This window comes from Mesorhizobium sp. RCC_202, assembly GCF_041355295.1.
Taxonomy (GTDB): Bacteria; Pseudomonadota; Alphaproteobacteria; order Rhizobiales; family Rhizobiaceae; genus Mesorhizobium.
Genome location: NZ_JBFUPO010000005.1, coordinates 438713 through 457975 on the forward strand (window position 1 = coordinate 438713; position 19263 = coordinate 457975).

Consider the following 19263-nt stretch of genomic DNA (forward strand, 5'->3'; position numbering starts at 1 on the left):
CTTCGCGGCCTCGCATAACGATGTTGGTACCTGCCATACGTTCCTCCCAAAAGGGAATCGCGGAGAAGCCCTTATAGGGACGACTCATCGCCTCGCCAAGGCAGGGCGCGGGCAAAAGCAAATCTGGTCTAACCACTGAGACCGATTTGCAACAATAGCCCGTTGGACACCAGAAATTCTGCGGGTCAAACGACCCGTTAGCCGCGATCCCGGAACCGGTTTGTGATCGGATAGCGGCGGTCGCGGCCGAAATTCTTGCGGGTGATCTTCACGCCCGGTGCGGCCTGCCGGCGCTTGTATTCGGCGATGTACAGCAGATGTTCGATACGCGTCACGGTCGCCCGCTCATGGCCGCGCGCGACGATGTCGTCGACGCTCATCTCGTTTTCGACCAGGCATTCCAGGATGTCGTCCAGCACCGGATAGGGTGGCAGCGAATCCTGGTCGGTCTGGTTCTCGCGCAGCTCCGCCGACGGCGCCTTGTCGATGATGTTCTTCGGGATCACTTCGCCCGAGGGTCCGAGCGCGCCCGGCGGCACATGCGCATTGCGCCAGCGCGACAGGCCATAGACCTGCATCTTGTAGAGGTCCTTGATCGGGTTGAAGCCGCCATTCATGTCGCCGTAAAGCGTGGCGTAGCCGACCGACATCTCGCTCTTGTTGCCGGTGGTGACGACCATCGAGCCGAACTTGTTGGAGATCGCCATCAGGATCGTGCCGCGCGCGCGGCTCTGCAGGTTTTCCTCGGTGATGCCTTCCTGGGTACCCTCGAACAGCTGCGTCAGCGCGTGCCTGAACCCTTCGACCGGCTCCGAGATCGGCACGATATCGTAGCGGCAGCCGAGCGCGCGGGCGCAATCCTCGGCATCCTTCAGCGAATCCTTCGACGTATAGCGATACGGCATCATCACGGTGCGCAGCCGCTCCTCGCCGAGCGCATCGACGGCAAGAGCCGCGCAGATCGCCGAGTCGATGCCGCCGGACAGGCCGAGCACGACGTTCTTGAAGCCGTTCTTGTTGACGTAGTCGCGCAGGCCAAGCATGCAGGCGCGGTAATCGGCCTCCTCCCGTTCGGGGATTTTCGACATCGGCCCTTCCGAGCAGACCCAGGTTTCGCCTGTCCGCTTCCAGGTGGTGACGTCGACCGCGTCCTCGAACTGGCTCATCTGGAAGGCCAAAGTCTTGTCGGCGCCGATGGCAAACGAGGCGCCGTCGAAAATCAGCTCGTCCTGGCCGCCGAGCTGGTTGGCGTAGATCATCGGCAGACCGGTTTCGATAACCTGGCGGATGACCACCTGATGGCGAACGTCGATCTTGGCGCGGTAGTAAGGCGAGCCGTTCGGCACCAGGAGGATCTCGGCGCCGCTCTCGGCCAGCGTCTCGCAGACGGCGACCTCGCCCCATATGTCCTCGCAGATCGGGATGCCGATGCGCACGCCGCGGAAATTGACCGGACCCTGCAGTTCCAGTCCGGGCTGGAAGACACGCTTCTCGTCGAATTCGCCATAGTTCGGCAGGTCGAGCTTGTAGCGCTCGGCGATGATCTTGCCGCCATCGGCGAAGACAATGGAATTGTGCGTGCCAGTAGGGCGCTTCAACGGCGTGCCGATGATGACGCCCGGCCCGCCATCGGCCGTATCCTTGGCGAAATCCTGCGCGGCCTTTTCGCAGGCCTTCAGAAAGGCCGGCTTCAGCACCAGGTCCTCCGGCGGATAGCCGGCCAGGAAAAGCTCGGTATAGAGCACCAGGTCGGCGCCCTGGCGCGCGGCGTCGGCCCGCGCCTCACGCGCCTTGGCAAGGTTGCCGGCGACATCGCCGACAGTCGGGTTGAGCTGGGCGATAGCGATGCGCAGGATGTCTGGAGCGGTCTTGGTCATGGAGTGGATGTAGCGTGGCCGAAATCGCCGGGCAATGGCGTTTGCTTATGCCAAATAGGGACTGATCGAAGATCGTATCCTGTCGCTCCGGCTCAGTCGCCCGCGTACGCGCTCAACGTCTCGACAGAATGGTTCTCGCCGATCGACATCGCCAGGATGCGCGAGATGTGCCGGCGCGGCAGGCCGGTCTTTGCCGCCCATTGGTTGAGCTGCGCCTGGATCTTGTCGAGGTCGCGTTTCGAGGTCGGGCTCTCGGCGATGTCGAGGCCGGCATCGCGGAGCGCGGCGGCCATGTCGGCCGAAATGACGAACGCGTCCCACTCCAGCCAGCGCAGCAAATACTGGCCGGTATTGCCGCCGAGCCGGCTGCCATGCTTGGCGAGATAGGCGGCCAACCCGACCTGATCGTCGGCCGGCCACTCGGCCAGGAACTTGCCGAAGCCGCCATGCTCCTTCGACACGCGCTCGACGAAGGCGGCGTTGTCGCGCACGGATTTGATCTTCTGCGGGTTGCGCACGATGCGTTTGTCAGCCGTCAGATCATGCCAGAAATCGTCGGGCTGGAACAAAAGCCGCTTCGGCTCGAAGTGGAGGAACGCCTCTTCGAAGCCCGGCCACTTCTGCTCGATGACGCGCCAGACGAAGCCGGCGGCAAAGACGCGCTCGGCCATGGTCGACAGGATGCGGTCGTCCGGGATCTTGGCCACCGCGGCATTATCGGGTATTGGCCCCAGCAGCGATTTCAGCGCGGCATCGCCGCCCTTGCGTTTTGCCGCCCGGGTCCGGATTTTCTCGAAATCAAGCATTCGTGTCCTCGCCTGTTGCGATCAATCTATCACTCCCGTGATCTATCACTTCCCGTTCGGCCCGGCAGCCTCTACCTCTATCCGGGCTCTGGCGAAGGAGGGACAAGATGAACAAGATCGTCGAGGACATGGCGAACCGCCTGCTCAAGCGAAAGCCGGAAGGCTTTGGTCCTCTCGAGAGCCGGGTCCTGCAGTCGACGCTCGAGCGTACCACCATCACGCGCGACACCAACAAGGCCATCGCCTTTCACTCGACCTATGGCGACCGTCTCGCGGACTCCATTGCCCGGGTCGGCGGCTCATGGACCTTCATCCTCGCCTTCCTGGCCTTTCTCGTTGTTTGGACCGCAGGCAACGCCTGGCTGCTGACACGAGACGCCTTCGACCCCTACCCCTTCATCTTCCTCAATCTTGTGCTGTCGATGCTTGCGGCGATCCAGGCGCCCGTGATCATGATGTCGCAGAACCGCCAGACGGAGCGCGACCGCATCGACGCCGCCCATGACTACGAGGTCAATCTGAAGGCGGAGATCGAGATCATGGCCCTGCACGAAAAGCTCGATGAGATACGCCACGGCGAGATCATCGGCATGCGTGACGACATCCAGCGCCTGGCCGAGCAGCTCAGGCAGATCGACGAGAAGCTGTCGGCGCGGCCGGCAACCCAATGAGCGGAATCGTCCACCATCTCATCGAGCAGTACGGACTGATCGCCGTCTTCCTCGGTTGCGTCGCCGAAGGCGAAAGTGCTGCAATCCTCGGCGGCTTCTTCGCGCATCAGCATGTTTTCGTGCTCTGGCAGACTTTTCTCGCTGCTTTCCTCGGCGCCTTCGTCGGCGATACGGGCTTCTTCACCCTCGGCCGCAGCTTTGCCGATCATCCCTATGTGAAGAGACTGCGCCGGCGGCCGGGATTCCGCCGCGCCTACCGGCTGCTCAACACCCACCCCAACATTTTCGTGCTGACCAACCGCTACATCTACGGCATGCGGCTCGTCGGCGGCATCGCCGCCGGCCTGTCGACCGTATCCGTGCCGCGCTTCGTCATCCTCAACGCCATCTCTTCGGCGGCCTGGGCCGTCCTGTTCAGCGGCATCGGCTATGTCTTCGGCCTCGGCGCGGAACAATTGGTGGGCCAGGCCTTTGCCCGGCATGAGCGGCTGCTCATCGCGCTTGCCGTCGGCGTCGTTGTCGCAATTGTCGCCTGGCTGGTCGGCCGTCACTTTGCAGGACGCGAACGCGCCAAGGAACAGGCGGGATCGTGATCCTCGGAGCGATCAGATCGGCGCGCCGAGAAGGCGCTCGATGATGGCGATGCCCCAGACGCCGCCGGCGATCACTATCGAGATCAGCACTGCCAGCGAGCCGCAGTCCTTGGCGAGTTGGATATCGATGTGGAACTCGCGCGAGATCGCGTCGCAGGCTGCCTCGATGCCGGTGTTGAGCACTTCGACCATGATCAGGAGCAGGACAGCGCCGACCAGCAAGGCATAGCTGCGCCAGGACACTGATATGAACCAGCCGGCCGGCAGCGCAAGCGCCAGCAGCAGCAGCTCCTGCTGGAACGCCTTTTCATGCGCGGCGAGCTTGCGGAACGCCCGCACCGAATTGATGAAAGCATCGATCAGCCGCTGCATGCCAGGCCCCTTTGCGAGTCACCGGCAGGGGATATCGCAACAGCGGGATCAAGGGAATAAGGCAGCCGCTGCAAAATTCAGTCGCCCGCGACCTTTATCGACGGTGTCGACAGTGCGAACTGCGGCAACCCGTCGTCGATCGAGTAATAGTCTCCCTTGTCGCCGACGAAGATATGACTTTCGCCGGAGAGGCCGCTTGGTTTGTCGAACGAGCCGGCCATGATCGAGATCGTGTCCAATTCATTGTGCTTCCAGAACAGCAGCGAGCCGCAAATGCGGCAAAAGCCGCGTTTGGCCACGTCGGAGGCGCCATACCAGGCGAGCGTATCGGCACCCTCTATCTCGATATCGGCATCCTTGGAGGCGGTTGCGGCAACGAAGTGGCCGGTTTGGCGCCGGCATTGCGAACAGTGGCAATAGACCACGCCGCGCAGCGGGCCCTTGGTCCTGAAGCGCACGGCCCCGCACAGGCACGATCCACTGTGATTGTCATCCATCCCGGCCTCCTTCGGCAGCTTCCAGCACTTGTCGCCGACGCGAAGAATTCCATTTTTGCGGCCGCCAGGTGCGGGCAAATGCGACATAGAGGGGGCGTGTTTCGAAAATCGTCATCTGCACCGCGCTACAGCCTGAGGTAGCGGAAACAGTGAGGAAATGCAGGCCGTTAACAGAACTTTAGCGCTGCTGCATTTATGTTTCGTACAAGCGAAGGTGGTGATTGGGGAGCCGCCTTTGCATAGTGCGATTCAGGGCAATCCCCGCATGAGCGACATCCGGCGATCGCAGGGTCGGCGTGAAGGGATTGTAGACTGAACATGCAGCCGGCCCCCATCCCCACCGACAGAAACACCGATATCGTCAGTTCGGTCGTGGCCACGATGCGCCAGCTCGGCGTGCTCGGCCTGCCGCGCAACTACGAAATCTTTTACGAAGCGCTGACCGGCAGCAACCGGGAACTCAGCCTCGCCGTCGTGTCGCTGAGCAACCGGCCGACACAGGACGACCTCGACCGCATCGGCCGCACCTTCTTTCCGCAGCACCATGGCCCGGCTATCGTCGAGCATGCCCGTGACGCAATCGCCAGGGAGTTGGAGGATGTCGCGGCACTGCTGCGCAGTGAGCGCACGCATGTCGAAAAGTATGGCCGCATTCTCGACGAAACATCCAGCGGTTTGAGCAATCGCAGCCTGCTTTCGCAGGAATTGCTGCACAAGATCACCACCGCCATGTCGGCCGCGACCCATTCGACGCTGGATCATAACCGCCAGGTCGCCACCACGCTCAGCGAGAAGACGGCCGAGCTCGAAAGCGTCAAGTCGAAGCTCGAGGAATACAAACGGCTTGCCGATACCGATCCGCTGACCCAGCTGTGGAACCGCCGCGCCTTCGACAAGGAAATCACCCGCATCTACAACAGCAACCGCGGCATCCTGTTCAACGCCTTGATCCTCGCCGATATCGACCACTTCAAGGACATCAACGATCGCTACGGCCATCCGGTCGGCGACAAGATCTTGCAGATCATCGCCGAGATCTTCCAGTCCAGCGTGCGCCCCGACATGTTCGTCGCGCGCACCGGCGGCGAGGAATTCGCGCTGATCATCGAAGGCGCCAGCGGGGACGCCACATACGAGATTGCCGAGCGCATCCGGGCGCTGATCGAACAGACCCCGTTCACCAGCAGCCAGACCGGTATGAACTATGGCACCGTGACCATCTCCATGGGCATCTGCATGGCCTCGGAAGCTGAAAATGCCGAGGATCTCTACAGCAAGGCCGACCGGGCGCTGTATCGCTCCAAGGTCGGCGGCCGCAACCGGGTGACCAGGCACTCGGCGATGGCCAGTCGCCCCGGCAAGGGCTGGCTGCTCTACAAGAAAGACTGAAATCCGGCCTGGCCCCTTTCCAAATGAATTTTTGTGGCCTATATTTTCCACAGAAATGAAAGGGTGCGCTTATGCAACGTCCAGTCGCGGCTGCGGCGGCGGCCGAAAATGCCGTCATCACCAAGGCCACGCTGCGCGCGGCCGACCTGCTCGACATCACCGCCAGGACGCTCGCTTTGGTCATCGGCGTTTCGGAAGCAACGGTCTCGCGCATGCGCAAGCAGGAGTTCCAGCTTGAACGCGGCACCAAGCCGTTCGAGCTTGCGGTGCTGTTCGTGCGCCTGTTCCGTTCGCTCGACGCCATTGTCGGCGGCGACGAGAGCGTCGCCCGGGCATGGCTGAAGAACCCCAATACGGTGTTCGACGGCTCCCCGCTCGAAAAGATCCTGACCATTGCCGGACTTGTCGATGTCATTGCCTATCTGGACTCCCGACGCGCTCTCGTCTGAGGCCGTAAGGCTCGAAGGCAAGTACTGGCGCATGGTCGAGGCGCAGCATCGCGTCTCGACGCTGAAGCTTGTCGACACGCTCGACGAGCAGGCGCTGCTGGAGGACCTCGTCGAGGACACCAAGCCGCAGATCCCGATGGAGTGCCGCCACCTGCACTATCTGCTGGCGACGCCGTTCCGCTATGGTTCGGTCTATCCGTACGGCTCGCGTTTCCGTCGCGCCGGCAAGACCAAAGGTGTTTATTACGCCGCCGAGACCGTGCTGACAGCGGTGGCGGAAATGGCCTTCTACCGCCTGCTGTTCTTCGCCGAATCGCCACAGACACAATGGCCGAACGATGCCGCCGAATACACCGCCTTCGCCGCGGCCATCAAATGCGAGACGGCCATCGACCTGACGCGCCCGCCGCTCGACCGCGATGAACAGGCCTGGACGCGTCCGACCGACTATGCCGCCTGCCAGACGATCGCCGACGTGGCGCGGGAAGCCGGGATGCAGGCGATCCGCTACCGCTCGGCGCGCGACCCCAAGGGCGCCAACATCGCGCTTTTGACGTGCCGGGGCTTCGCCAAGGCAAAGCCGATCGAACCGCAGACATGGCGTATCCGCATCGGCTCGTTCGGCATCCAGGCGATCTGCGAATTCCCGGACAAGCGGCTCGAATTCCCTCGCGCCGCCTTCACTGATCCAAGGCTCACCGACATGCGCTGGGAGCGCGGCCACTGAATTCGAAAGCTGTGCCGATATTCAGGTCAGGCCGCCTCACCTGAATATTTGCGCAGTCTAGGCCAATATATTGACGGCTCGCGCGGCCACCAGCGCGATCGTCAAGAGCGAAATCATCGCTTCGGCCATCATCAAAAGCTTGGCGCGCTGCGTCAGCGGCAAGGTGTCGGTCGGCGAGAACGCCGTCGCATTGGTGAAGGCCAGGAAGACATAGTCGACGAAGCCGGGGAGCCAGCCACCGGTCTCGCGGTCGGGCAATGTCATCTGCGGGAACAGGAAATCCGCCTGCGCGCGCTTGACCAGGCCGCAGGTCGGCGGGCCGCCGCGATCCGTGCTCCAGAACCACAGCGCAAAGACAATCACGTTGGTGACCCAGATGTTGAGCGCATCGATGAGCAGCGTCGTGCCGGCACCGGCATGGCCTTCGAGCAGCGCCCGCACCAGGAAGACCAGCGCGCCGCAATTCATGACGCTGATGACGCCGGTCATCACCAGGGCGGCGCGGCGGATATAGAGGCGGAATTGGCCGATCGTGTACCAATGCTCGTGATCGACGGCCTTCTGCGTCGCCATCTGCGTCCAGGCCGTGGCGATTGACAGGGGCACCAGCAATGCCGCCTCGATCGTCGGGGCCAGCCAGCGTGGGCCGAAGGACAGATTGTTGATGACCAGAAGCTGCAGGCAGATGATGACGAGAACCGCGGCGCGCGCCGACCAGAAGTCGAGCCCGCGATGATGAATGACGGCATGCTGGTGATGCATGAAGGCACCTCGATGGTGATGAACGGCGCGCCTCGGAAACAACCTGCCGGCCCCAAGATAACAGGCAGCCGAACACGGCCCGGCTCCGGGCGCCGGAGCAGACATAGTGTTGAATTCCATCGAGATCTTGGTTTTACAATGTTGCGAAAGAATACATTTTCGTAAGCTTTCGCTATTGCGCTATTCAGACATCCGCCGGTGTGATTTTAGGCTCGCATGTCGAGCGAATCCTTGCATCTTTGGCCAGCGGCCGCCGCGGCGGAAGGCACCCGGTCTTCGATATGGACCGGCCTGGTCCAACACCCGTGGCAATTGCTGGCGCTCTTGTGCCTGGCCCAGACCCTGTGCTGGACGATCATGCCGGCGATCGTCAATGTCGGGCCGCCACGCGATGTCGTCGAGGGCTTCATGTGGGGCCGCGAATGGGTCTTGTTGACCTACAAGCACCCGCAACTCCCCTGCTGGCTGCTCGAGATCGGTCATCTGCTGACCGGCTCGACCCGCTGGCCGCAATATCTCATCTCGCAACTGATGATCTCGACGACCTTCGTCCTGGTCTATTGTCTGGCCCGCGACATCATGGGCCCGACCCGCGCGCTCGCCGCCGTGCTCCTGATGCCGTCGATCTATTTCTTCGGCTGGCCGACGCCGCAATTCAATCATGACTATGCGCAGATGCCTTTCTGGGCCGGCATCTGCTGGTTGCTTTGGCGCGCCGCGCGCGACGGGCGCCCTGGCTGGTGGCTGGCGCTCGGCCTCGTCGCCGGCATCGGGCTCTATGCCAAATTCTCCACCGGCCTGCTGCTGCTGTTCGGCGCGGCCTGGATTCTCTATGACGCACGCGCCCGAAACCGTCTGGCCACGCCGTGGCCATGGCTGGGTCTTGCCCTGTTCCTGGCCATCGCGGCACCGCTGGCGATTGCGCTTTATCGCTTCGATTTCCTGCCGCTGACTTATGCCGAGCATCGCGATGCGTGGGTGCTCGCTCACCGTGCCCGCCTCTATTATATCGGCGTCCAGCTTGCCGGACTGTCGGCCTTCCTCGTCGTCCTTGGCCTCTCCGGCCTGCTGCGGCAGCTGAAACAATCCGGGCTGGCTCGCTTGTTATACCCGGCCGTCGAGCGCCGGGCCGTCATCTACCTGGTGTGGATGGGCCTTGGGCCGGCGCTGCTGGTGATGGTTGCTTCGCTGTTCACCGGCACCGGCGAGTCCTGGGGCGCGACCATGTACAACCTCGTCGGCGCCGTGGCTGTCGCCCTGCTCGGCGAGCGGCTCGGCACGACCGAGCTGCGCCGGCTAGCGGTGCTTGCGCTGGTCTGCATCGTCGGCGTGTCCAGCGCCTATGCGGGGACCCGTTGGACAGGCTGCAACGTCATTGGCCGCCTGCAACCCTTCTGCTGGGACGCGCCGTCCATATCGGAGACAGCCGAGACGATCTGGCACCAGACCATGCATGGTCGGTTGGGCATTGTCGGTGGCGAAGACGGCGTGGCGATGCTGGCCGGCCTCGACGCTCCGGACGAGCCCTCGATCTTCACGACGCTCGACAGACGGCTCGCGCCCTGGATCACGGACCAACGCCTGCATGAACAGGGCATGCTGCTGGTATGGCTGGGCGACGCGCCCCCAGCGCGGCTGCGGCCCTGGATTGCCGGTCTGCCGGTCAAGACCGCGTATTTCAACTGGTCGCTGCGGGAGCCGCCGATCGCCGTTAATTTTGCCGTCTTCCCGCCCGGAAGGAGCGATCTGCCGGGCGATCCGCCACAGCCGCCCGATGCGGATTAACCGGCGAACCTACCTCGACGAACACCTCAAAAATGAAAAGGCGCCGGATTTCGATCCAGCGCCTTTCTCATATTGGTAAGGGCTCGCCTGCTCAGGCGTTGGCGGCCTGCCTGTGCTGGATCGGATGGCTCTTCTTGAGCAGATCCGAGACCAGAAAGGCGAGCTCGATCGCCTGATCGGCGTTGAGGCGCGGGTCGCAATGGGTGTGGTAGCGGTCCTGCAAATCCTCGGCCGTGATGGCGCGGGCACCGCCGGTGCACTCGGTGACGTTCTTGCCGGTCATCTCGACATGGATGCCGCCCGGATGCGTGCCTTCGGCACGATGCACCTCGAAGAAGGTCTGCACTTCCTTCAGGATGCGGTCGAACGGACGCGTCTTGTAGCCAGCGGCCTCGATCGTGTTGCCATGCATCGGATCGGACGACCACACGACGTTGCGGCCTTCCTTCTTCACCGCCCGCACCAGCTTCGGCAGGTGCTCGGCAACCTTGTCGGAGCCGAAACGCGCAATCAGGGTCAGCCGTCCGGGCTCGTTCTCGGGATTGAGCAGGTCGATCAGCTCGAGCAACCCGTCCGGCGTCAGCGACGGTCCGCATTTCAAGCCGAGCGGGTTCTTGATGCCACGGCAATATTCGACATGCGCATGGTCGGGCTGGCGGGTGCGGTCGCCGATCCAGATCATATGGCCAGAGGTCGCGTACCAGTCGCCGGATGTGGAATCGACGCGGGTCAGCGCCTGCTCATAGCCGAGCAGCAGCGCCTCGTGGCTGGTGTAGAAATCGGTCTCGCGCAGTGCGTAGTTGGTCTCCGAGGTGATGCCGACGGCCTTCATGAAGTCCATCGTCTCGGTGATGCGGTTGGCCAGGGATTCGTACTTCTCGCCCTGTGGGCTGTCGGCGACGAAGCCGAGCATCCAGCGATGCACGTTCTCAAGGCTGGCATAGCCGCCCTGCGCGAAGGCGCGCAAAAGGTTCAGCGTCGCGGCCGACTGGCGATAGGCCATCTCCTGGCGGGCAGGATCCGGAATGCGCGACTTGGCGTCGAATTCGATGCCGTTGATGATGTCGCCGCGATAGCTCGGCAGCGTCACGCCGCTCTTGGTCTCGTTGTCGGACGAACGCGGCTTGGCGAACTGGCCGGCGACACGGCCGACCTTGACCACCGGCTGCGCGCCGGCGAAGGTCAGCACCACCGACATCTGCAGGAAGACGCGGAAGAAGTCGCGGATGTTGTCGGCGCCATGCTCGGCAAAGCTTTCGGCACAGTCGCCGCCCTGCAGCAGGAAAGCCTCGCCGGCCGCGACCGCCGCCAGCTGCTTCTTCAGCTTGCGCGCCTCACCGGCAAAAACCAGTGGCGGAAAGGTAGCAAGCTGGGCCTCCGTCGCCTTCAGCGCCGCAAGGTCCGGATAGGCCGGAACCTGCTTGATCGGCATTGCTCTCCACGAATTCGGCGACCATTTCGTCATCGCTGCACCCAACGCCCTTTCGGAGCAATTCCAGGGAATTGCGTCAAAACCAACAGGCAGACGCCATCGTCCGCCAAACCCGCCCCATATGGGGGTTGCGGCTCCTTACACGAAGCCGATTACCTATTCTAGCCGGGTTTTTCAGCGGTGGCGAATGGTCCCGCCGGGTGGCTAGACCGCGTCCGCCATCGCCAGACAAAACAGCCCCAGTCCCAGCACCAGGCAGGCAGGGCTGTAGAGCAAACTGTCATATCTGGCGAAACGCGTGTTCCTCACGCGCTTGAACAGCCCGAAATAGCGCGACCAGCTCAACGCACGCAGGGTGAATATGATCGCCCAAACGATTATGGCTGTCTTCAACAGCCAGCGCGGTACTGGCACATCGATCAGGCCGGCAAAGCTGAGAACGAGCAGTAAAACCAGCGCCAAGATAACGCCTATAGCCAATGCGCCGATGGCCGTTTCCTTCATCGCAGGGCTGCCATCCTCGCGCTGGGGCAGCGAAATGCCTGCACCGGCTCGGCCGCCAAATCCCCAATAAAGGTGGAACCCGGCCCCAGCCACCAGGATTGCCGAGCAGACTGCGACGACAGCCGCTTGCATGCCTATCGGCCGACCTCGTCCAGACGCCTGAGCTGGCCGCCGAGACCTCCCGTCAGGTCGAGCGCGAGCATGCGAAGCAGTGCAATGGCGCTCCACAGCGGCCGTTCCGCGAAAGGCTTGTTGCTGTTATGTTCAAGCAGAGGATGCGTGAACAGGGCCGCAAGGTAGAAGAACGGAATGATGACCAGGAAAGCCCACCAGACAACAAGAAATGATGCCGCGACCCCGGCGATCGGCGCAAAGAAAAGACCGAGATAATGGACAAGCCGCGTTGAAGATTTAGAGTGGCCGGCGAGGTAGCCGAGCCAGTATTCATCGAAGGTTCGCGGGTTCATAGTCAGCCCCTGCAGCGATGATCAACGAAACCAATTGCACCTTTCGATAAAAATATTGCAATAGTCCCAATCGTCGCAGGTCCGGCAAATACCGCCGATCTTTTCGGGTAGGTTACTATTTCCTTGTAATAGACAGGCTGCCGCTGCCACCAGCATACAGCTTAGCCCAAGTGCTTAAGCCGCCTTTGTCGACCAGCCGCGCCAGTTGCGTCATCACGACGGCCGAGCCGGCGAGCCGCTTCTCCGCATTCGGCCAGTCGCGCATGAAGACGACGCTGTGGTCTGCCCGGATCTTGGCCAGCGAGCCCTGCTCGCCGATGTATTTGACCAGCCCGACCGGATTGGGGAATTCGCGCTTGCGGAAATGGATGACGACACCCTTGGGGCCGGCGTCGAGCTTCTCGACATTGGCCTTGCGGCAGAGCGCCTTGATGAAGACGATCTTGAGCAGGTGCGTCACCTCTTCCGGCAGCGGCCCGAAGCGGTCGATGAGCTCGGCGCCGAAAGCGTCGATCTCATCGGTGTTTTCGAGGTCGCCGAGTCGGCGGTAAAGCGCCAGCCTGAGTTGCAAGTCCGGCACATAGCTTTCCGGGATCATCACCGCCGTGCCGACGGCGATCTGTGGCGACCAGCCGCCATCCTGGACCTCGCCGGAATCCTTCACTTCGGCCACGGCCTCCTCCAGCATCTGCTGGTACAGCTCGAAGCCGACCTCCTTGATATGGCCGGACTGCTCTTCACCAAGCAGATTGCCGGCGCCCCTGATGTCGAGGTCGTGGCTGGCCAGCTGGAAGCCGGCGCCCAGCGTGTCCAGCGACTGCAGAACCTTCAGCCGGCGCTCGGCGGTGTCGGTCAGCTTGCGCTTGGCCGGCAGCGTGAACAGCGCATAGGCGCGCACCTTGGAGCGGCCGACACGGCCGCGCAGCTGATAGAGCTGCGACAGGCCGAACATGTCGGCGCGGTGGATGATCAGCGTGTTGGCGGTCGGGATGTCGAGCCCGGATTCGACAATGGTGGTCGACAACAGCACGTCGTACTGGCCGTCATAGAAGGCGTTCATGATATCGTCGAGCTCGCCCGGAGGCATCTGGCCATGGGCCACCGCGACTTTCAGTTCCGGCACCGATTCCTTCAGGAAATCATGGATTTCAGCGAGATCGCTGATGCGCGGCACGACATAGAAGGAATGGCCGCCGCGATAGCGCTCTCTGAGCAGCGTTTCGCGGATGACCAGCGGATCGAAAGGCGAGATGAAGGTGCGCACCGCCATGCGGTCGACCGGCGGCGTGGCGATTAGCGATAGCTCGCGCACACCGGTCAGCGCCAGCTGCAAGGTGCGCGGGATCGGCGTTGCCGACAGCGTCAGCACATGGACGTCGGTCTTGAGGTCCTTCAGCCGCTCCTTATGCTTGACGCCGAAATGCTGCTCCTCGTCGATGATCAAGAGGCCGAGATTCTTGAACGAAATCGCCGAGCCGAGCAGCGCATGGGTGCCGATGACGATGTCGACCTGGCCCTCGGCGATGCCTTTCTTGGTTTCCGCCAGTTCCTTGGCGCCGACCAGCCGCGAGGCTTGGGCAACGCGGATCGGCAGGCCGGAGAAGCGCTGCGAGAAGGTCTTGAAATGCTGGCGCGACAGCAAGGTCGTCGGCACGACGACCGCGACCTGGAACCCTTCCATGGCCGCGATGAAGGCCGCGCGCAGCGCCACTTCCGTCTTGCCGAAGCCGACATCGCCGCAGACCAGCCGGTCCATCGGCTTGCCGGCGCCGAGATCGTCCATGACGGAATCGATCGCCGTCTGCTGGTCGTCGGTTTCCTCGTAAGGGAAACGCGCGGAAAACTCGCCATACAGGCCCTCGGCGGGGATCATGGCGGGCGCGGAGCGCATCTGACGCTCGGCGGCGATGCGGATCAGTTGCCCGGCCATGTCGAGCAGGCGTTTCTTCAGCCGCGCCTTGCGCGACTGCCAGGCGCCGCCGCCGAGCTTGTCGAGCGTCGCCTCGGCCGAATCCGAACCGTAGCGCGACAGAAGCTCGATGTTTTCCACCGGCAGGAACAGCCGGTCGTCGCCGGCATAGTGGATTTCGAGGCAGTCATGCGGCGCACCGACGGCCTCGATGGTGCGCAGGCCGATGAAACGGCCGATGCCATGATCGGCATGCACGACGATGTCGCCGGCCGACAGCGACGAGGCCTCGGCGATGAAATCCGAAGCCTTCTTCTTGCGCTTGGAACGCCGGATCAGCCTGTCGCCGAGAATATCCTGCTCGGCGACGACGACCAAGTCGTCGGTCTCGAAGCCCGATTCCAGCGGCAGCACGGCAAGACCCGCCTGCCCCGGCTCCAGCTTTTCGACGTCGGTGAGCGTTGCCACCTGCTTCAGATTGCCGAGATGGTGCTCGGCCAGGATCTGGCCTAGACGGTCGAGCGAACCTTCCGTCCAGCCGGCGACGACAACGCGGCGGCGCGCGGCGCGTTCATCCGCAATGTGTCTTACGACGACGTCGAAGACATTGATGTTGGGGTCGGCGCGCTCCTCGGCAAAACTGCGGCCCTGCCGCGAGCCGGCATGGAAGACTTTTTTGCCGCCGACATCGGGTGCATCGAAGACCGTGAAATCGATATCCTCGCGTGGCCCGAGCGAGGCTTTGAGATTGTCCGGCGACAGATAGAGCAGGTCCGGCGCCACGGGCTTGTAGGGCACCGCGTCCTTCAGCGCGCTGTCGGCCTGTTTGCGGCGCGCCTCGTAGTGATCGACGATCAGCGTGTGCCGCTCGGCCAGCGCCTCATGTGCCAGATGATCGAAAACGACAGGCGCGTCCGGCAGATAATCGAACACGGTCTCCAACCGCTCATAGAAGAACGGCAGCCAGTGCTCCATGCCGGCAAAGCGCCGGCCTTCGCTGACCGCGGCATAGAGCGCGTCGTCGCGCGACGGCGCGCCGAACGCTTCGATATAGGAGCGGCGGAAACGGCTGATCGTCTCCGGCGTCAGCGCTACCTCGCTCATCGCCTGCAGCGACATCGATTTGCGCTGCCCCGTGGTGCGCTGGGTCGCCGCATCGAAGACGCGGATCGATTCCAGCGTGTCGCCGAAGAAATCGAGACGCAGCGCCTCGCTCCATCCCGGCGCGAACAGGTCGAGGATGCCGCCGCGCACCGCGAATTCACCGAGACCGCGCACCGTCGGCACCCGTTCGAAGCCGGAGATTTCAAGCCGCGCGATCAGCGCGTTCATGTCGATCTGGTTGCCGGGCCTGGCATGAAAAGTCTGCGCTTCGATCAACTCGGCCGGCGGAATGCGCTGCAAAAGCGCATTGGCGGTGGTCAGAACCACGGCGCGATGCGGCTTCTGGGCCAGCGCGATCATGGCCGAAAGCGCATCGAGCCGACGGGCCGCGGCATCGGCGCCGGGCGAAACGCGGTCGTAAGGCAGGCAATCCCAGGCCGGCAGTTCCAGCACAGGCAGGCCAGGCGCGGCAAAGGCCAAGGCCTCGATGATGGCCGGCAGCCGCTGGCCGTCGCGCGCCACGAACAGCACCGGCTTGTCGGGTGCGATCTCCAGCGCCGTTTGCACCAGCGCGAAGGCTTCGTAGCCGTCGGCGACGCCGTCGACGATGAACTGGCCGGCGCGGCCTTTCGGCAGGCCGATTGTAGGGATAAGGCTCATGGATATGCTTGTTTTCAAAATGTCATGGTCCGGCGCGACGCCAGGATCTTTTGCAGCACCGCGCAATCGATATCGGGCGGAACCGGGCGCTCGCCGGTGACCATCGGGAAAAATTCGGTGTCGGGGATTTCGAGAAGCATCTCATATTGGTCGATTTCGTCGCCGGTCAAGGCGGCGATCTCTGCATCGGCGAAGGTTCCAAGGATAAGATCCATCTCGCGCATGCCGCGATGCCAGGAGCGGAACAAGAGCTTGCGGCGTCGGGCATCGAGCCCCTCGCTTGATCGCTGTGTTCCGGTCATGGCGCCGCATCCCTGTTCGAAGCGGCGATATAGCGTGGATAGAGAGCGGTGTCAGCCTTTGCGCTGCCGCCGTCGCGACATAAGCTGACACAATGCGTCCCTCCATCCTCGATCCATTGTTCGTGCCCATCACATCGCTTGCCGGCATCGGCCCGAAAGTCGGCACGCTGATCGAGAAGGTCGTGCCCGCCGACCTGGGCGACCGAGCCGCCCGCGCCGCCGACCTTCTGTTCGTGCTGCCCAACACGGTGATCGACCGCCGCAACCGTCCCGGCATCGCGCTCGCGCCCGCAGGCGCAATCGTCACGCTCGAAGTACGCATCGACCGCCATCAGCCGCCGCCGCGCGGCAACCGCTCGGTGCCCTATCGCGTCTACGCCCATGACGACACCGGCGAGATCGGCCTGACCTTCTTCCATGCCCATGCCGCCTATCTCGAAAAGGCGATGCCGGTGGGCGAGCATGTCATCGTCTCCGGCCGCATGGAGTGGTTCAACGGCCGCCCGAGCATGGTCCATCCCGACCATATCGCTTTGACCAGCGAGGCCGACAGCCTGCCCTTGGTCGAGCCGGTCTATCCGCTGACCGCCGGCCTGTCGACCAAGGTGCTGCGCCGCGCCATCGGCCAGGCGCTCGGCCGTCTGCCGGAACTGCCGGAATGGCAGGACGACGCCTTCATGCGTCAGCATACATTCGCCCCCTTCGGCGATGCGCTGGCCCGGGTCCACCATCCCACCGACCCGATCGACGTCGCCGTCGAGGGCCCGGCCTGGCGCCGCCTTGCCTATGACGAATTGCTGGCCGGCCAGGTGTCGCTCGCTTTGGTGCGGGCAAAGATCCGTCGCCTGTCGGGCCGACCGCTCACCGGCCATGGCCAGATCGTCGAGAAATTGCGCGCGGCCCTGCCCTACAAGCTGACGCCCAGCCAGGAGTTCGCGCTGGCCGAGATCAACGCCGACCTTGCCGACCCCGAACGCATGCTGCGCCTGCTGCAGGGCGATGTCGGCTCCGGCAAGACCGTGGTGGCGCTGCTTGCCATGGCGCGCGCCGTCGAGGCCGGCGGCCAGGCAGCGCTGATGGCGCCGACCGAAATCCTGGCGCGCCAGCATCTGGCGACGATCGCGCCGCTGGCGCAAAAGGTCGGGCTTCGGATAGCGATCCTGACCGGCCGCGAAAAAGGCCGCGAGCGGGCCGACACGCTTGCGGGCCTTGCCAGCGGCGCAATCGACATCGTCGTCGGCACCCACGCGCTGTTCCAGGAAAGTGTTGCGTTTCACGACCTCGTCTTCGCGGTGGTAGACGAACAGCATCGCTTCGGCGTCCACCAGCGCCTTGCCATCACCGCCAAGGGCGATGCGCCCGACATGCTGGTGATGACGGCGACGCCCATCCCGCGCACGCTGGTGCTCACCGCTTTCGGCGACATGGATGTCTCCAAGCTCACCGAAAAGCCGGCCGGCCGCCGGCCGATCCGCACCGTCACACTGCCGCTGGAGCGGCTGGACGAGCTGGTCGGCCGTATGCTCGATGCCGTCGCCGATGGCCAGAAGATCTACTGGATCTGTCCGCTCGTCGAGGAATCCGAAGAAATCAAGCTGATGTCGGCCGAGGACCGCTTCGCCTCGCTGAAGCCGCTGTTCGGCGACCGCATCGGCCTCGTGCACGGCCGCATGAAGGGCGCGGAGAAGGACGAGGCGATGCGCGCCTTCAAGGAAGGCGAAACGCGCATCCTGATCGCCACCACCGTCATCGAGGTCGGCGTCGACGTGCCGGACGCCACCATCATGGTCATCGAGCATGCCGAGCGCTTCGGCCTTGCCCAGTTGCACCAGTTGCGCGGCCGCGTCGGGCGCGGCGACAAGTCCTCTTCCTGCGTGCTGCTCTACAAGGACCCGCTCGGCGAGACGGCGAAGCGCCGGCTGTCGGTGATGCGCGAGACCGAGGACGGCTTCAAAATCGCCGAGGAGGATTTGAAACTGCGCGGCGAAGGCGAGCTGCTCGGCACAAGGCAGTCCGGCACGCCCGGCTTCCAGGTGGCGCGCCTGGAATTTCACGCCGACCTGCTCGAAGCCGCGCGCGACGACGCAAGGCTGATCCTGTCGCGCGATCCGGAATTGCAATCCGAGCGCGGTGAGGCGCTGCGGCTCCTGCTTTACCTGTTCGGACGCGACGAAGCGGTACGGCTGCTGCGCGCCGGCTGAGCAGCGCCGACCGCCGGATTGGCGAGCGCGCCTTCGATAGGCTCGCCATTCAGCGTCACCAGCTTGGTCTTGACCTCCGGCGCCACCAGACCAGCCGATACGATCAGCTTGGCGCCGTCCTCGATCGACATGTCGAGCGGCACGATCTCGGATTTCGGCACATACATCAGGAAACCGGTGGTCGGGTTCGGCGTGCACGGCATGAACACCGCGATCAGCGGATCGCCGTCCTGGTCGAGCTTCTGGTTGATCTCGGTTTCCTTCTCGCTGGCGACGAAGACCAGCGACCAGACGCCTTTGCGCGGATATTCGACCAGCCCGACCTGGCGGAACATGTCGCCCTTGTTGGACAGCACCGTCTCGAAAATCTGCTTCAGCGAGCCGTAAATGCCGCGCACCAGCGGCATGCGGCCAAGCAGGCGCTCGCCGAAATTGACGATGGCACGGCCGACGATGTTGGCCGTCAGGAAGCCAATCAGCGTGATCAGCACCAGCGCCACGATCAACCCGAAGCCAGGCACCGGGAATGGCAGATAGGTGTCGGGGTTGTAGCGTGCCGGGATATAGGGTTTTACCCAGGAATCGACCCAGCCGATCAGCGACCAGGCGATATAAACGGTGATCGCCAGCGGCGCGCAGACGATGAAGCCGGTCAGGAAATAATTCCTGAGCCGGGTCATGCCGGAGGTCTTCGGGGCGTCGGACATGGCTCACCGCGGCGGAGGTTGCGCCGCAACATTAGTGAACCGCTTGACG

At 63.5% G+C, this 19263-nt stretch carries 18 protein-coding genes; 7 read left to right on the forward strand and 11 right to left on the reverse strand.

The window, feature by feature from the left end:
- Positions 1 to 197: 197 nt before the first annotated feature.
- On the reverse strand, positions 198 to 1877 hold the full coding sequence (locus AB6802_RS15035; RefSeq protein ID WP_371010898.1) for an NAD+ synthase: 1680 nt from the start codon (positions 1875 to 1877) through the stop codon (positions 198 to 200).
- Between the two features lie 92 nt (positions 1878 to 1969).
- Positions 1970 to 2683, reverse strand: a complete 714-nt coding sequence (locus tag AB6802_RS15040; protein WP_371010899.1) for a DNA-3-methyladenine glycosylase I — start codon at positions 2681 to 2683, stop codon at positions 1970 to 1972.
- 107 nt (positions 2684 to 2790) lie between these two features.
- On the opposite strand from AB6802_RS15040, the gene AB6802_RS15045 reads away from it, so the two are divergent.
- Both AB6802_RS15045 and AB6802_RS15050 read left to right on the forward strand, forming a co-directional pair.
- Positions 2791 to 3354, forward strand: a complete 564-nt coding sequence (locus AB6802_RS15045) for a DUF1003 domain-containing protein (protein WP_371010900.1) — start codon at positions 2791 to 2793, stop codon at positions 3352 to 3354.
- Positions 3351 to 3947 (forward strand): DedA family protein, encoded by a 597-nt coding sequence (locus AB6802_RS15050; RefSeq protein WP_371010901.1) that lies wholly within the window; start codon positions 3351 to 3353, stop codon positions 3945 to 3947. The genes AB6802_RS15045 and AB6802_RS15050 overlap by 4 nt, the downstream gene beginning before the upstream one ends.
- Positions 3948 to 3959: 12 nt before the next feature.
- Here the strand turns inward: AB6802_RS15050 and AB6802_RS15055 are convergent, their stop codons facing one another.
- Together AB6802_RS15055 and AB6802_RS15060 are read right to left on the reverse strand one after the other, a co-directional pair.
- Positions 3960 to 4319: a diacylglycerol kinase gene (locus AB6802_RS15055; RefSeq protein WP_371010902.1), complete on the reverse strand. Its 360-nt coding sequence runs from the start codon at positions 4317 to 4319 to the stop codon at positions 3960 to 3962.
- 77 nt (positions 4320 to 4396) lie between these two features.
- Complete coding sequence (locus tag AB6802_RS15060) at positions 4397 to 4816, reverse strand: GFA family protein (RefSeq protein WP_371010903.1); 420 nt, start codon at positions 4814 to 4816, stop codon at positions 4397 to 4399.
- Positions 4817 to 5134: 318 nt separating this feature from the next.
- On the opposite strand from AB6802_RS15060, the gene AB6802_RS15065 reads away from it, so the two are divergent.
- The 3 genes from AB6802_RS15065 to AB6802_RS15075 all read left to right on the forward strand — a co-directional run bounded on the left by AB6802_RS15065 (position 5135) and on the right by AB6802_RS15075 (position 7381).
- Entirely contained in the window at positions 5135 to 6205 is a 1071-nt protein-coding gene (locus AB6802_RS15065; protein WP_371010904.1) for a GGDEF domain-containing protein, read from the forward strand.
- A 71-nt stretch (positions 6206 to 6276) separates the two neighbouring features.
- Complete coding sequence (locus AB6802_RS15070; protein WP_371010905.1) at positions 6277 to 6654, forward strand: antitoxin Xre/MbcA/ParS toxin-binding domain-containing protein; 378 nt, start codon at positions 6277 to 6279, stop codon at positions 6652 to 6654.
- Entirely contained in the window at positions 6614 to 7381 is a 768-nt protein-coding gene (locus tag AB6802_RS15075; RefSeq protein WP_371010906.1) for an RES family NAD+ phosphorylase, read from the forward strand. The genes AB6802_RS15070 and AB6802_RS15075 overlap by 41 nt, the downstream gene beginning before the upstream one ends.
- A gap of 57 nt (positions 7382 to 7438) precedes the next feature.
- Here the strand turns inward: AB6802_RS15075 and AB6802_RS15080 are convergent, their stop codons facing one another.
- Entirely contained in the window at positions 7439 to 8143 is a 705-nt protein-coding gene (locus tag AB6802_RS15080) for a hypothetical protein (protein ID WP_371010907.1), read from the reverse strand.
- A 231-nt stretch (positions 8144 to 8374) separates the two neighbouring features.
- Here AB6802_RS15080 and AB6802_RS15085 point away from each other — a divergent pair, with 231 nt between their 5' ends.
- Positions 8375 to 9928 (forward strand): glycosyltransferase family 39 protein, encoded by a 1554-nt coding sequence (locus AB6802_RS15085; protein WP_371010908.1) that lies wholly within the window; start codon positions 8375 to 8377, stop codon positions 9926 to 9928.
- Between the two features lie 91 nt (positions 9929 to 10019).
- On the opposite strand, the gene AB6802_RS15090 is transcribed toward AB6802_RS15085, so the two are convergent.
- The 5 genes from AB6802_RS15090 to AB6802_RS15110 form a co-directional block, all read right to left on the reverse strand.
- Positions 10020 to 11393, reverse strand: a complete 1374-nt coding sequence (locus AB6802_RS15090) for a class II 3-deoxy-7-phosphoheptulonate synthase (RefSeq protein ID WP_371010909.1) — start codon at positions 11391 to 11393, stop codon at positions 10020 to 10022.
- 171 nt (positions 11394 to 11564) lie between these two features.
- The gene (locus AB6802_RS15095) at positions 11565 to 11996 is read right to left on the reverse strand and encodes a DUF3995 domain-containing protein (RefSeq protein ID WP_371010910.1); all 432 of its coding nucleotides are present in this window, start codon (positions 11994 to 11996) and stop codon (positions 11565 to 11567) included.
- Between the two features lie 2 nt (positions 11997 to 11998).
- A complete protein-coding gene (locus tag AB6802_RS15100; protein ID WP_371010911.1) occupies positions 11999 to 12331 on the reverse strand; it encodes an Mpo1-like protein in 333 nt (110 codons plus the stop codon).
- Positions 12332 to 12446: 115 nt separating this feature from the next.
- Positions 12447 to 16004: a transcription-repair coupling factor gene (gene mfd, locus AB6802_RS15105; protein WP_371010912.1), complete on the reverse strand. Its 3558-nt coding sequence runs from the start codon at positions 16002 to 16004 to the stop codon at positions 12447 to 12449.
- A 14-nt stretch (positions 16005 to 16018) separates the two neighbouring features.
- Positions 16019 to 16306 carry a succinate dehydrogenase assembly factor 2 gene (locus tag AB6802_RS15110; RefSeq protein ID WP_371010913.1) on the reverse strand — a complete coding sequence of 96 codons (288 nt, stop codon included), beginning with the start codon at positions 16304 to 16306 and terminating at the stop codon, positions 16019 to 16021.
- 92 nt (positions 16307 to 16398) lie between these two features.
- Here AB6802_RS15110 and recG point away from each other — a divergent pair, with 92 nt between their 5' ends.
- Positions 16399 to 18507, forward strand: a complete 2109-nt coding sequence (gene recG / locus AB6802_RS15115) for an ATP-dependent DNA helicase RecG (RefSeq protein ID WP_371010914.1) — start codon at positions 16399 to 16401, stop codon at positions 18505 to 18507.
- Here recG and AB6802_RS15120 read toward each other — a convergent pair.
- A complete protein-coding gene (locus tag AB6802_RS15120; RefSeq protein ID WP_371010915.1) occupies positions 18459 to 19214 on the reverse strand; it encodes a DUF502 domain-containing protein in 756 nt (251 codons plus the stop codon). The two genes, recG and AB6802_RS15120, sit on opposite strands and share 49 nt — an antisense overlap.
- Between the last annotated feature and the right edge of the window lie 49 nt (positions 19215 to 19263).

What these genes read in the sequence shown, in the direction of transcription:
- AB6802_RS15035 (WP_371010898.1), bottom strand. Translation starts at nt 1,877, where the DNA reads ATGACCAAGACCGCTCCAGACATCCTGCGCATCGCTATCGCCCAGCTC.
- AB6802_RS15040 (WP_371010899.1), bottom strand. Translation starts at nt 2,683, where the DNA reads ATGCTTGATTTCGAGAAAATCCGGACCCGGGCGGCAAAACGCAAGGGC.
- AB6802_RS15045 (WP_371010900.1), top strand. Translation starts at nt 2,791, where the DNA reads ATGAACAAGATCGTCGAGGACATGGCGAACCGCCTGCTCAAGCGAAAG.
- AB6802_RS15050 (WP_371010901.1), top strand. Translation starts at nt 3,351, where the DNA reads ATGAGCGGAATCGTCCACCATCTCATCGAGCAGTACGGACTGATCGCC.
- AB6802_RS15055 (WP_371010902.1), bottom strand. Translation starts at nt 4,319, where the DNA reads ATGCAGCGGCTGATCGATGCTTTCATCAATTCGGTGCGGGCGTTCCGC.
- AB6802_RS15060 (WP_371010903.1), bottom strand. Translation starts at nt 4,816, where the DNA reads ATGGATGACAATCACAGTGGATCGTGCCTGTGCGGGGCCGTGCGCTTC.
- AB6802_RS15065 (WP_371010904.1), top strand. Translation starts at nt 5,135, where the DNA reads ATGCAGCCGGCCCCCATCCCCACCGACAGAAACACCGATATCGTCAGT.
- AB6802_RS15070 (WP_371010905.1), top strand. Translation starts at nt 6,277, where the DNA reads ATGCAACGTCCAGTCGCGGCTGCGGCGGCGGCCGAAAATGCCGTCATC.
- AB6802_RS15075 (WP_371010906.1), top strand. Translation starts at nt 6,614, where the DNA reads ATGTCATTGCCTATCTGGACTCCCGACGCGCTCTCGTCTGAGGCCGTA.
- AB6802_RS15080 (WP_371010907.1), bottom strand. Translation starts at nt 8,143, where the DNA reads ATGCATCACCAGCATGCCGTCATTCATCATCGCGGGCTCGACTTCTGG.
- AB6802_RS15090 (WP_371010909.1), bottom strand. Translation starts at nt 11,393, where the DNA reads ATGACGAAATGGTCGCCGAATTCGTGGAGAGCAATGCCGATCAAGCAG.
- AB6802_RS15095 (WP_371010910.1), bottom strand. Translation starts at nt 11,996, where the DNA reads ATGCAAGCGGCTGTCGTCGCAGTCTGCTCGGCAATCCTGGTGGCTGGG.
- AB6802_RS15100 (WP_371010911.1), bottom strand. Translation starts at nt 12,331, where the DNA reads ATGAACCCGCGAACCTTCGATGAATACTGGCTCGGCTACCTCGCCGGC.
- mfd (WP_371010912.1), bottom strand. Translation starts at nt 16,004, where the DNA reads ATGAGCCTTATCCCTACAATCGGCCTGCCGAAAGGCCGCGCCGGCCAG.
- AB6802_RS15110 (WP_371010913.1), bottom strand. Translation starts at nt 16,306, where the DNA reads ATGACCGGAACACAGCGATCAAGCGAGGGGCTCGATGCCCGACGCCGC.
- recG (WP_371010914.1), top strand. Translation starts at nt 16,399, where the DNA reads ATGCGTCCCTCCATCCTCGATCCATTGTTCGTGCCCATCACATCGCTT.
- AB6802_RS15120 (WP_371010915.1), bottom strand. Translation starts at nt 19,214, where the DNA reads ATGTCCGACGCCCCGAAGACCTCCGGCATGACCCGGCTCAGGAATTAT.